We start from the raw sequence: 13,651 nt of genomic DNA on the forward strand, positions 1-13,651 counted from the left end.
AGGAATAATTGAGTTCTATCCTTACTAAACCATGGCACATACGGTTATTTAAACTACTCCTCTTTAAAAGTAAAACTAATCACAGTGTTCCAATCTTTTTCTGAATTATGTTTCAGAATGCCATCGTAATTTGAAATTATGGTTTCAATCAGCTCCATTCCGAAACTCGTTTCATAGTATTCTTTTATAAAGCCAACACCGTTATCTCTGTACACGAGCTCAAAAAAGTTCTGCTCTACCCTATGTAAAGAAATCTTAATTTTTGGATCAGTAATATCTTCGGTAAATGCGTGTTTAAAAGAGTTGGTAATTAATTCATTTAATGCAATTCCTAAATTAATTAATGTTTCAACTTTAAAAGGAATTTTTTCAGAGTCTATGGCTATTTTAATCGGAGTCGTTCCAGTTTTATTCAGGTTTTCGACAAGCCTTTCCAGATAGTTTTTAGCATCTATGTCCTTAAACTTTTCTTGTCGGTAAATCACATCATGCACAATTGCCATAGCATTAATTCTATTGACCGCTTCTTCGAAATTTTGGCGTAAAACTTCATTTTCAAAACCATGAGATTGAAGTCGAAGCATGCTGGATACAATTTGGAAATTATTCTTGACCCTATGATGTACTTCTTGAAGAAGTAATTTTCTTTCCTCACTTTGCTTGGTAATGATTTTATTATGTTTTCTAACTGTCCTTAGCCTGAAAACGATAATCAAGGCAAAGATTAGCAAAAGAATAAATAAGCCTGCGAGCAACATATAAATGTAGCTTCTTCTCTCGCCTTCCTCAGCAGTTTTTAACTCCAGCTTAATCTGCTCATTTTCTGCAATTAAACTCTGTTTATCCAGCTTATACCTTACTGTCTCTAATTCGTTGAGCTGATCGTTTAATTGTTCTTTGTGCTCATTAAGAAAATCTATTACTTTTTCCTGATGAAATGCCAAGTTTTCTGTATCATTGATTTCTTCGTAGACCTTCAATAAAATATTTAATGTAACATATTCGGCACGTCTATTTTTAATTTTTCTGCTCAAATCCAGCGCCTTTTGACCATACGCTATTGATGTCTGATATTCCCCCTTCAAAAAATAATAGTCTGTTAGATTTAACCATAGATAAGACCTATCGTAATCAGAATCGGTCTTTTCTATCATTTCCGCAGTTCTATCAAAATAAACCTTGGCTTTGTCCAGCTCTCCTGTATTCTTGTAAAACTGTGCCAAATTGCTGTAAACATTAATTCGAGTTAAGTCATCGTGGGTAAATTCAGATAAACTAAGGGCTTCCAAAAACAACTCTAATGCCTCATCTAATTTACCTTGTCGTTTGTTCATTGTCGCGATAGAAACAAGTAAGTACACCGTAGCATCTACATTATCACTATCTCTACTTAGGGCTAAGGCCTTCATTAAGTACTCATTCGCCCGTTCATAGTCCTTTTGTCTATTGTACAAAATGCCGATACTTCTGTACCCCGACGTTAGACCTGCTGAATCTTTAAAATCTACATATAATGATGTAGCATCATGTAATAACTGCATGGAAAGCGGTTCTTTTCCTACTCTTGAATACGCCACCGCTAGGTCGAGGATAGCATCCGCATACTTATGCATTTCATTCTCCGCCTTATAAATAGCGGAGGACTTTTCGAAAGCCTTTACGGACTTAATCGGGTCATTTCCGTGGAGAGTGGAGTTCCCATAATAATACAATATTCCCGCTACAGCTAGGCGGACTTCTCTTGACTGAATGGTATCGCTATTTATACGATGATAAAAAGAATGTCCAATTTCTGCATAATGATTTATACTATCAATGCCTTCTATTGAATCAAAATAGAGTAGCTTTTCATAAACATCACGGAATTGTTGATTGTCTACCTCTAAACTAGGAAGAACATCATCATTAGCGGCTAAAGAAAATGAGTTGAGAATCATAATCCATAGAAACCAGTATTTAACTTTTCCAGTGATTCTTTGCATAAAAGTTGTTGTTTAGGTGGTACCCACTTCAAAAGTATTTTGTAAGAAGAACGACTCACTTCATTTTATTTCTTTGTACTGCCTTAACTTTCAAAAGTAGATAAACGGTAGTTTTTAAATCGGCACAATGAAATAATTATTTCCTTCGCTTCAGTTAATGCTTGAAAATTTTTACTTAATCTAACCGACAGCATAAATATAATAAAATCTATAAGTCTTTTACCATAAATCTCAATTCATGGTTTGTGAGCTATGTTTTATTTGGTTTACAGCACCACCTTGGATTAGTGCAGCTACTCAGAAAAAGCAATCTTGATTACTGTATTCCACTCCTCCTCAGCCAGATAAGAGACTTCCCCATCAAAATTAGTGATTATGGTTTCTATTAGTTCCATTCCAAAATTCGATTTAAATTCCTCTTGATTATAACCTATTCCGTTATCTCTATAAATCAACTCAAAGCTTTTCTCTCCCACTTTCCTTAAAGAGATTTTTATTTTAGGATCCGTAATCTCCTCGTTGAATGCGTGCTTGAATGAATTGGTAATTAACTCATTCAGTGCAATTCCTAGGTTAATTAAAGTTTCTATTTTAAAAGGAATCTCCTCTGAATCTATGGTGATGTCAATTTTGTTGTTGCCTGATTTATGTATGCTTTCTACCAGTTTTTCAAGATAGTTTTTAGCATCTATTTCACTAAATTTTTCTTGCCGATAAATAACGTTATGAACGATGGCCATGGCGTTTATTCTGGTAACCGCCTCGTCAAAATTCTGACGTAGAATTTCATTTTCAAAACCATATGACTGTAATCTTAACATACTAGATACAATTTGGAAATTATTCTTCACCCTGTGGTGAACCTCCTGTAGCAGCATTTTTCTTTCTTCACTTTGTTGAAGAATCTTTTTATTGTACACCCTAGTTGTTCTTAACCTGAGGTAAACAATAAAAGAAAAAGTGAGTAAAAGCGCAAACATACTAGATGCAAAAATGTAAATGTAGTTGCGTCTTTGATTCTCTTTCTCTAATTGAAGTTGCATTTTTCCTTGCTCATTTTCTGCAAGAATAGTCTGCTTATCTAGTTTAAAACGAACTGTTTCCAGTTCATTAATTTGTTTATTTAACTGGTCCTTATGTTCAAACAAATGCGCAATTATTCTTTTTTGATATTCTGCAATTTTATCGGTGTCTCCCAGTTCGTTATAAATCTTTACGAGAATATTAAGGGTAATATATTCTGCACGTGAATTTTTAATTTGTTCACTCAATTCCAATGCCTTTTCACCATATAAAATAGCCTGTTCATAGTCTTTTTTAAGGAAATAGTAATCCGAATAGTTTAACCACAAATAGGACTTTTTATAATCTGAGTCGTTCCTTTCGATGATCACTCTGGCTTTATCGATGTAGAATTTGGCACTGTCTAACTCTCCCGTATTCTTATAGAATTCACCCAAATTACTGTAAACGGATGCCTCCGTCATTTCATCATTATTTGTTTTAGATAAACTTAAAGCCTCTAAATAAAACGATAACGCTTTGTCGTATTCTCCATTTTGCTTGTGTATAAATGCAATGGGCAAAAGCAAGTGTATTGTGCCATCCAAATCTTTAGAACCCTTACTTACGCTTAGTGCTTTATTGAAATACTCGTGTGCCCTAACAAAGTCTTTTTGTCGTTTATAAAGCAATCCTATGCTCCTATACCCCGTCATCATCCCCACAGAATCTTTAAGATCTATATAAATTGATGTGGCTTCATTCATTAATTTTAAAGATTCGGGTTCGCTCCCAACTTTTGAGTAGTTTGTGGCATTAGCAGTAAGACAGTCTGCATATTTGCCTTGGATATTGTATTTTTTGAAAATTTCGGCCGCTTTCTCGTAACCGACTATAGACTCAAAGGTTTCGTTGGTATCGAAATTTATTTCTCCGTATTCATAAAAAATTTTTGCCAGCTCTAGTTGAGTTGATTTTGATTCAATTTCATTTAAGTTGAAGTGTTTAAATTTATGGAAACCCATATTAACGTAATGGTCCAAACTGTCTTCAATAGCCAGTGAATCAAAATATATAATTTTGGAATGAATTTCCTTAATTTGATTAACACTCCCCCTAGTAATTGGTTGAACATCACTGTTAGCAGCTATGGTGTAGGAACTCAATGCCATAATCCATAGAAACCAGTAAGCCGTAATTCCACTGATTTTTTGCATAAAAATAATTTTTGTTAACAAGTGAACTTCAAAAGACTTTTCCAATGTAAAAATCACTTGTATTCATAAATTGTAGCGCTCTTAGTCTCCTGTAAAAAAGAGCAATTCTTAAAAAAATAAACGTTCGATCCTTCACATGCAAAGCAAAAAAATCGCTTTTGCGTATAAATGATAAAGATAAGAAAATCTTTTTATCCCACTCAATCCTCCTTAAATGTGATTTTAATTAATGTACTCCAATTGTCTTCTGGAGCAAAAGTGACCTCACCATCAAAGTTAGAAATAATTGTTTCGATTAATTCCATTCCAAAACTTGATTCATAAGCACCCTTACTGATCCCTATACCATTGTCTTTATAAATCAACTCAAAATTCTTCTCCTCTATCCTTCGCAAGGATATTTTAATCTTTGGCTGTGCTATCTCATGATTAAAAGCATGCTTAAAAGAGTTTGTAATCAATTCATTTAGCGCAATTCCTAAGTTGATTAAGGTTTCAATTTTAAATGGAATTTCTTCAGAATCAATGGTAATTAAAATACGGCTATCTCCAGATCTGCGGAGGCTTTTTATCAGTTTTTCCAAATAAGTTTTTGAATCAATATCCTTAAATTTTTCTTGTCGGTAAATAACATCATGAACTATGGCCATGGCATTAATGCGGTTGACTGCCTCTTCGAAATTTTGGCGTAAAACTTCATTGTCTAAATTGTAGGACTGCAAACGAAGCATACTCGAAACAATTTGAAAGTTGTTCTTTACTCTATGGTGCACCTCCTGCAACAAAAGCTTACGCTCTTCACTTTGCTTTGAAATATTTTTATTGACTTCTTTGGAATCTCTCAACTGCGCATAAATCACTAAAGAAGAGGTGATTAAAACAACAAAAACAATTCCCAATAGAATATAGTAAAAGTTTAACCTTTGCAGTTCTTTCTCCCGAAGCAGCAAAGCCTGCGCCTCTTTGTTTTTCGCTATTATTTGTTCTTTTTCTACCTTATACCTTATGGTTTCTTGATAGGAGATTTGTTCAATGATTTGTTTCTCCCTCATGTCGTTGTAACGAATCAATTTCTTTTGGTAAAAAGCGGTTTTCTCCCAGTCTTCTTGAAATTCAAAAAGTTTAATCAACATTTTCACAGACTTTAATTTGCCCTCGTTATTGATTGTTCGCTCACTGAGCTGGTAGGCATCGTTTGCAAGTGTAAAAGCCTTATCGTAGTTCTGTGATAAAAAATAGTAGTCCGCCAAATTGACCAAAGTAAAAACCTCCCCAAAGTCGGATTCGTTATCGACGGCGATTTGATATGCGCGTTCAAAATAATGCTTGGCCTCACTCAATTCTCCCATATCTTTATGAATAACTCCAAGGTTATTAAGAATCAGCGCCGCTTTCATTTCACTTTTCGCGTTGTTAGAAAACGACAAGGCCTCACGATACAATGATAAAGCCTCCTCAAGATCTCCCATTTCCTTTTTTAAACCGGCTGTTGAGTTAAGCACACTTGCCAAAACATCAGGATTGCTTATCTTTCTTACTATTTTTAGCGCTTTGTCTAAATACTCTTTTGTACGCTCCAAATCACCTTGGTCTCGGTAAATCTTGGCCAAACTATTATAGCCTAAAGCAGCCGAACTAGAATCTTTAATGTCCAGAAAGATGGCTGTGGCCTCGTGTAAAGAACGCAATGAATTGGTCTGATTACCAATTTTAATATAAATAATTGCCATGTTATTTAAGGCCCTGGCATACTCAAACTTTACATTATTGGATTTAAAAATTTCCGCTGCTTTATTAAAGTAATAAACTGACTGTGCCAAATCATTCTTACCATAATAACCTGCTCCCAAGAAGGTATAAACCCTGGCCATTGTGACTTGTTGCTCTTTGGAGTGTGACACATTAAAAGGAGTATTCTTTAAAACTTCTACTCCTATTTCTTGATAGAAACTTACACTATCGCTTACTTTCAAAGAATCAAAATACATTAATTTTTCAAGAATATGTTCTAGTGATTTCTGCCTTGATTCTTTGGATAGAGCGTTATCATTAGGCTGCGCAATACTTCTCCATGTCAGAATACACAGAAGGAACAACAAATAATATTGGAGTTTTTTTTGTGTCATAAGTAGTTGCAATCTAATAAATTTATAACTGATAACTGGTTTTTCATACCCTAAATTAAAAAATAGTGTGACTTAAATCTTAATTTCAAAACAAGCACCCAACATCAGGACAAACTGAATGCGAACTAAGAAATCATCACTTTTTATCACCCCTGATCGCTAATGCTATATTTTAGTCCTTTAAAAATTTTGCTTTTCTCATTTTCAAAGCTATAGATCTTTCATCATAAAATTCACTTATAGATTAAAGCTTTAAAAATCAGCGAAATATAAATAGTTCTTGCTTAGAAACACATCAAAATTTTACGTATTTCTATTTCCGGACATTGGCTAGATAAAAATGTAATTTCTTATTAAGGTGTACAAAGAAATCAGCTTTTGTCCGGCAATAAAGATAAAAAATTCCTTTTATCCTAATCAATCCTCTTTAAATGTGATTTTAAATAGTGTACTCCAATTATTTATAGGGGCATAGGTCACTTCTCCTTCAAAATTAGAAATAATGGTTTCAATTAATTCCATTCCAAAACTTGATTCGTAAGCTCCCTTACTGATTCCTACACCATTATCTTTATAAACTAACTCATAGGTCTTATCACCTATTTCTCGTAAAGATATTTCAATTTTTGGCTGGGCAATCTCATGATTAAAGGCATGCTTAAAAGAATTTGTAATTAATTCATTTAAAGCAATTCCTATGTTAATTAAGGTTTCAATTTTAAATGGAATTTCTTCAGAATCAATGGTAATTAAAATACGGCTATCTCCAGATTTTCGGAGACTTTTTATCAGTTTTTCCAAATACCTTTTTGAATCAATATCCTTAAATTTTTCTTGACGGTAAATAACGTCATGCACTATGGCCATAGCATTAATGCGGTTGACTGCCTCCTCAAAGTTTTGACGTAAAGTTTCATTATCAAAATTATACGATTGCAAACGCAGCATACTCGAAACAATTTGAAAATTATTCTTTACTCGGTGATGAACCTCTTGTAACAGCAACTTACGCTCTTCACTTTGTTTGGTGATGATCTTGTTTTTCTTATTGCTAGAATTAAGCCGAACAATTATAAACAGTAGAAAAGCTACCAATAGAATGATAAAAATAATTGCTGTGGTGTAATAAATTGAAAGAATGTCGCGCTCCTTCTCAATTTCGAGTTGTCTTCTAAAAACTTTATATTCGTTTTTATACTTCTCCTTTTCTAATTTGTATTTTACCGTTGTATTTCTATTTAATTGGTCACGTAAGTTCTTATTTAATAATTTGTAATAATCAAGCTGTTTGTTCAGTACCTCTGCGATTTTAGCCTGATCTTGCGTTTGCTCATATATTTTTAGTTGCACCTTCAAAGCATTAAATTCACCTTCTGGATTATCCGTCTTAATCGCTAATTTTATGGCCTCATCTAATTTTTCCTGAGCTAATTTATTTTCTGATCTCAGGATATAATACTTCGCCATATTGGTTAAAACATAAGTTTTTCCAAATTCAAAATTTGATTCATTCAAAATATTTAGCGCGCGGCGGAGGTAGTCAATTCCTTCTTCAGGCCTATCGTTTTCCACGTAAATCGAACCCAAGTTATTTAAAATCAGCGAAACATTAACTTCATTATCAATTAGCTTGGCGTATGAAAGTGATTTTTGATAGCTTTTGATCGCTTCCTTGTAATCTCCTGACTCTCTTTCAATTCTAGCTTTAGTATTCTGAAGGATTGATAACACATAGTGGTTCTCCAATACTTCACCAATTTCTAAACCTCTAGAAACAAAGTTTTGTGCTTCACTAAAATTATTTTGACGACTATAGAACTCGCCCATGCTATTAAAACCAAGTGCCATCCCTACAGAGTCCTTTAAATCAATATAAATTTCAATAGATTGACTTAAATAATGAATGCACTTAGCCTCATCGCCAATGTTAGAAAATAAAATACCCAACACAGACCAAGCATCTGCCAATTTGCTTTTTTCACCCAATTCTTCATACAACTCGGCTGCTTTCTTGTAGCCAATGATTGCTTTGAATGTTTCGGATGTTTCGTAGTATTCCTCTCCGTAATAGAAATATATATCTGCAAATTGCGTCAAAACTTCATTGGATTGTTTCGCAACAAAATTATAACGCTCGACATAGTCATATCCTCTCTTTACGTAATATTGTAGACTGTCTTTGTTCTCTTCAGAAGTAAAAAATTGAATTTTACGAATGGTCTCAGATAAAGTGTCTTCTGAGAATTCGGAAAGGTTCTCAAGTTTATTTTTTTGAGCTGCTGAACTTGATACGAAAAGGAATAACCCTATTGTAATAGCTATAAAATACTGACTTTTTTTACGGATCATAAGTGTTTGTAATGCAAAAAAATAAACATGACTTAAATAAAAAAAGAGGTATACTCTTAAAGCTTTTTTATACAATTGTCTTACTCCTCCTCATCAGGTATAGCTTTTTCAATTTTAATTGGTAGTGTTGTTTTTACTTCCCAATTTGCTCTAATAGTAGATTTGGCACTAAACCATTTAATTTTTTCTGCCTCTTGATCTGTAAAGATAGAACCTGTTGTCCATTTCCCATCTTTATTTGTATCATAAATGTAATAAAAATCATACTTACCTGGTTGTAAAAATTCAATTCTGTGCTTCTTTTTTTCGAAACCATCAAAAACAACACGGTTTTCATAATTCATAGATTTATTTTGAATTACCAACACACCATATTCTGGAACAGTATCAAACTCAACAATCAGCACTCCTGTTTCCTTTTCTTTTTGAACAGCAAAATCCATTTTAATGCTATCGGAAAGTGCATAGTTTAAACCTTGAACTGCTACAGGAGGAATATTTATAAACACCTTTTCTAAATTTGTTTTATCGAAAAAGATGTGCCTTTCCAAAGGACTAAAATTAATTACCTCAAAATCTATTCTACTTTTAACGGTGTCTTTTTCCTTAAGGACTTCGAAAGAAATCGGATCTTTTTCAAAAAAAGAAAATGCTTCGTTGGCCTTTAGCTTTAAGGTGTCATTGGCTAGTAACTTACTGTTCACTAAATTATTAGTTACTTTAAAAGTTAATTCTTTTTTGTCCTTGAAAAAATACTTTTTTGATATTGTATCCTTGTTTTCAGGAGTATTCAAAACGGCCAACAAATTACCTGAAGATTCGTTTGATTCGTAGAAAGCACTGAGCGAATCTCTTGCATTATTCCACTCCACATACATTGGTTTTGGACTTACAAACGAGAAGTCTTCATTTTTATTTAACGGCCTTGAAAAACCTAAACACCAAGTTGTTGTAGGAATCACTTCATTGCTCACAATACTTAATTCTTTTAGTTCTGGAGCCATCAAGCGAATGATAGGAGTTACATCAAAAGCGGTGTCTAAAACTGCAGGATTTCTTAAAATCGCTCGTCTTTCTGTGGGATCGATCCGATTATTTAGGTTATCATCTTCAAACGCATAAATAAAAAAAGTAGTGTCTTTAATATATTGAAAAAGAGCTATTCCTTCATCATTTGTTGAGGCATAATATTGAGGTTCCACTTTGCTTGTATCGTCTTGAATTCTTTCGGAAAACAGACCAACTGTAACTCCCGAAATGGTTTTCCCAGTATAGGCGTTTTCAACTTGTACAGCTGTTTTCAGAGAGTCTAAAAAGTCTCCCGTTGAAAAAACATAAGCGATTATTGAATCATTGGCCTCATTAATATCCTTAACCGCCCGATTCAAGTAAATGGTATACGTAGTGTTTTTTTTCCATTCGCCAGATTTAACATTCAGTACTACAGATTTCTGTTTAATTTTGAAATCGAGTTTCACATCGTTGGGTGTGACTAAAATATTTTCTGCTGCTTTATTAAATTCTATAAATTCATCAAAAGGGATGACTATTTCTTGCGGACTGATATTGGTACTTTCCATTGGCGGATCTACCCTATCTTCAATAATTCTTGGTGCAGTTTTATCTACTTCTCCACCGGTAATTGTTCCCACTTGTCCGCAGGAAAAGAGAAGAATAGACGCAATTGCCAAAATTATAAGATGGACGCGAGCCATGAGCAAATTTCGTTTAAATATTTATGATCCACCTCATCAAATGCACTTATTTCATCGTGGTCAAGATCAAACACTCCAATTACCTGGTTGTTTTTGATTAAGGGCACAACAATTTCCGATTTTGATTGACTACTACAAGCAATATGACCAGGAAACTCATCTACATTATCCACGACAATGGTTTCAGATTTCTCCCAAGCAGATCCGCAAACACCTTTTCCTTTTTTTATCCGGGTGCAGGCTATTGGACCTTGAAATGGCGCCAAAACCAACTCTGAATCATTTTCATCATCAACCAAGTAAAACCCGACCCAAAAATATTTGAAAGTCTCTTTGATGGCTGCCGCAACGTTAGCCAGATTAGCAATTTTATTCGATTCTCCCTCGCATAAGGCTTTCAATTGAGGAATAAGTCGAATGTATTTTTCCTCTTTTGAACCCACAACTATGTCAAGATCATCCGCCATACTTATCTTTTTCGTGGTGTTTTCTTTCTTCCTCTGTGCATTTGTGCTTGACGCATTTGATTTGCAGAGGCTACCATTCCCATTTGTTTTTTCATGGTTGAAAGTTGTTCTTTCAACATGTTTTTGGTGTCTAGTTTTTTAGATTCAGCCAAGAGCATTTTAGCTTCATTTTTACGCCCTGTTTGCATACAAATTCCAGCAAGTTGCATATTGGCTACTGCTTGGTCTTGTTTTGTTCTCAATCCCATGCTCAGTCCTTTTCGAATTAACTGTTCACATTGAGCGTAACCTAAATCGTTTTGCAATCCCAGCATTCCCTTTAAATACAAAACATAGGCGTGTTGAGATTTCGGTAAAAACTGTGGTGCTTTAATTCTATTTAATGCTTTCCATGCTTTATCAACTTTACCTAAACGCATTTGGTATAGCGCAATAATCACATTTTCGTTTCTCCAAAAGGTCATCCAAATAATTGCTAGAGGAAGAATCATTGTAATTCCCCAGCCCCAAGAACCGATGTAAAATAAGTAAACATTAAAAGCCAATGCCGATACGGCAATGATAACTCTAAGAATAAATCCAATCATAATTTTAATTAATCAATTGTTGCAATACATTTTAATTCAATAGCAATAGGCGTAGGTAAAGAAGAAATTTCCACTGTTGTTCTGCATGGCTGATTCTCTTTGAAGTACTCCGCATAGATTTTATTGTAAGTATGAAAATCTCTTTTCATGTTTACCAAGAATACTTGCACATCTATTAGCTCGTTCCAGCTTGAACCTGATGCTTCTAAAATGGCGCGAACGTTATCAAATACTTGGCGACATTGTGCTTCGAAATCAAACTTTATAAAGTTTCCATTTTTGTCTAATTCCAAACCGGGAACGTGAGAGTCTGTAGCGTCTGAACCAGCTGTTCTTGGTCCTACACCAGATAAAAAAAGTAAATTTCCAGCTCTTCTTGCATGTGGGTACAATCCAACAGGTTTTGGAGCATTATTCGTACTGAATTTTTCTTGATTTGACATTTCCAATTTCTTTAAGTGCACAAATATACGGAATTGTAGTGGGTTGAATGAAATTAATGAAAAGGAAAGTGTTATTCCTTTTTGAATTCACTTTATCTTCTTTCTACCCCTGTTTACGAATGTAGTTCTCTACTTCCTTGGAGAAATTTTTATGCTCTATTTCCAACACCTTTTTCTGAATTGTTTCTGCACTATCTTTCGATGATAAATTTACTTTATGTTGCGCTAGAATTTCTCCTTCATCATAGATTTCGTTTACTAAATGAATTGTAATACCTGATTCGGTTTCTTTATTTGCTAAAACGGCTTGGTGTACCTTCATTCCATACATTCCTTTTCCTCCGTATTTTGGTAGTAAAGAAGGATGAATGTTGATGATTTGCCTTGGAAAGGCTTTGATTAATTCGTTTGGGATTTTCCTTAGATATCCCGCCAAAACTATATAATCAATGCGCTCTTCGTGCATGAGTTCTGTTAGAAAAGAACCGTCATTGGCTCCGTCGTTATTGATAACGGCATGATCTATTAAATCCTCTGTTTTCTCTAAAACTCCTGCGTTTTCATTGTTTGTTAACAGTAAAACTGCGTTAATTTCAGGTACTTTATCAAAGTGTTCAATGAGTTTAATTGCGTTGCTCCCTGATCCAGAAGCGAAAATGGCGATGCGTTTTGTGTTCATAGGGGTAAAAATAAGGTTAATTCTGTGGTTTTCTCGCAGATATTTTGGGTATCGTGGATTTTTTTGGTGGGGGCGCTGCGCTCTTTTTGGGGTTCCCGCAGATTTTCGCGAATTGCGCAGATCTTTTTTATGGGCGCTTCGCTTGTTTTTTTCGCAGATTTTTTTGGTGGGGATCGCTGCGCTCTTTTGGGGTTCTCGCAGATTTTCGCAGATTGCGCAGATCTTTTTAGGGGCGCTGCGCTTGTTTTTTTGGATAGGGTACTGCGCTCTTTTTTGTATAGTGTTCGTGAGGTTATTCTTATAGAGTACAGACATACTTTTGAACGAGATACATCTAATCACATGAAGATCAATATCTTAATAAAATCTGTCAATCGACTAGATTTTTAAGAACAACTCACCTGCGAAACCTTCTGCTGAAATCTGCGAGATCTGCGGGAAACTTCCACCCTACAAACATCAAACCTTCTGCGAAAATCTGCGAGATCTGCGGGAAAACCCCACCCAACAAACACCAAACCCTCTGCGGAAATCTGCGAGATCTGCGGGGAACTTCCTCCCTACAATCCATTCACTTTCCTAAAGATCCCTGAGTTTATTTCTTCTACATTAAAGTTAATTAGCATCGCTAATTTTAGATTGGTGATTTTTAAATAGGTGAGTACCTGTTTGTGGTGCACTTTTGCTAATTGCTCTACCGATTTAACTTCAATTATTACTTTTTCCTCTACCAACAAATCCAGTCTGAAACCTAATTCTAATTTAGCTTCTTCGTAATAAACAGGTACAGATACTTCTTTCCGTACACTTAATCCTGCTTTTTTCAGTTCGTAGACTAATGCCGCTGAATAGACCGATTCCAATAGTCCTGGGCCGAGGTTGTTGTATATACTGAATATTGCTCCTCGAATTTTATAAGAGATTTCATTTTCTGTCATGGTGCTTCCTTTATTAGATTGATTTTTGAATTTAAGTGATGGTATGCTCTAAACAGTAATTTTGTGATTTTGCGGTTTTTAGTTTTCTAGATTAAGATAAGTAGAATATTTTAGTAAATGGCTTTTGTTAGGTGTTTTTTTGGTGG

At 34.5% G+C, this 13,651-nt stretch carries 10 protein-coding genes; all 10 read right to left on the bottom strand.

All coding sequences use genetic code 11. From position 1 onward, the window contains the following. Positions 1–53 precede the first annotated feature (53 nt). Positions 54–1,982, bottom strand: coding sequence for a histidine kinase dimerization/phosphoacceptor domain -containing protein (locus tag DIT68_RS11985; RefSeq protein ID WP_109360050.1), 1,929 nt, complete (start codon positions 1,980–1,982; stop codon positions 54–56). A 293-nt stretch (positions 1,983–2,275) separates the two neighbouring features. Then, a complete protein-coding gene (locus DIT68_RS11990; RefSeq protein WP_146194207.1) occupies positions 2,276–4,201 on the bottom strand; it encodes a tetratricopeptide repeat-containing sensor histidine kinase in 1,926 nt (641 codons plus the stop codon). A 200-nt stretch (positions 4,202–4,401) separates the two neighbouring features. Then, positions 4,402–6,327 carry a tetratricopeptide repeat-containing sensor histidine kinase gene (locus tag DIT68_RS11995; protein WP_109360052.1) on the bottom strand — a complete coding sequence of 642 codons (1,926 nt, stop codon included), beginning with the start codon at positions 6,325–6,327 and terminating at the stop codon, positions 4,402–4,404. A 417-nt stretch (positions 6,328–6,744) separates the two neighbouring features. Then, positions 6,745–8,676: a tetratricopeptide repeat-containing sensor histidine kinase gene (locus DIT68_RS12000; RefSeq protein WP_109360053.1), complete on the bottom strand. Its 1,932-nt coding sequence runs from the start codon at positions 8,674–8,676 to the stop codon at positions 6,745–6,747. Between the two features lie 80 nt (positions 8,677–8,756). Beyond that, positions 8,757–10,391 carry an Ig-like domain-containing protein gene (locus tag DIT68_RS12005; protein WP_109360054.1) on the bottom strand — a complete coding sequence of 545 codons (1,635 nt, stop codon included), beginning with the start codon at positions 10,389–10,391 and terminating at the stop codon, positions 8,757–8,759. Next, complete coding sequence (locus tag DIT68_RS12010) at positions 10,370–10,858, bottom strand: GAF domain-containing protein (protein ID WP_109360055.1); 489 nt, start codon at positions 10,856–10,858, stop codon at positions 10,370–10,372. Before DIT68_RS12010 ends, DIT68_RS12005 begins: the two co-directional genes overlap by 22 nt. 2 nt (positions 10,859–10,860) lie before the next feature. After that, on the bottom strand, positions 10,861–11,445 hold the full coding sequence (locus DIT68_RS12015; protein WP_109360056.1) for a hypothetical protein: 585 nt from the start codon (positions 11,443–11,445) through the stop codon (positions 10,861–10,863). An 8-nt stretch (positions 11,446–11,453) separates the two neighbouring features. Next, complete coding sequence (locus tag DIT68_RS12020) at positions 11,454–11,888, bottom strand: RidA family protein (RefSeq protein WP_109360057.1); 435 nt, start codon at positions 11,886–11,888, stop codon at positions 11,454–11,456. A 103-nt stretch (positions 11,889–11,991) separates the two neighbouring features. Then, positions 11,992–12,567, bottom strand: coding sequence for a phosphoribosylglycinamide formyltransferase (gene purN, locus DIT68_RS12025; RefSeq protein ID WP_109360058.1), 576 nt, complete (start codon positions 12,565–12,567; stop codon positions 11,992–11,994). 560 nt (positions 12,568–13,127) lie between these two features. Continuing rightward, the gene (locus DIT68_RS12035) at positions 13,128–13,505 is read right to left on the bottom strand and encodes a GxxExxY protein (RefSeq protein WP_109360060.1); all 378 of its coding nucleotides are present in this window, start codon (positions 13,503–13,505) and stop codon (positions 13,128–13,130) included. Between the last annotated feature and the right edge of the window lie 146 nt (positions 13,506–13,651).

The sequence above is a fragment of the Brumimicrobium oceani genome (genome assembly GCF_003143775.1).
In the GTDB taxonomy this organism is placed as follows: Bacteria; Bacteroidota; Bacteroidia; order Flavobacteriales_D; family Crocinitomicaceae; genus Brumimicrobium; species Brumimicrobium oceani.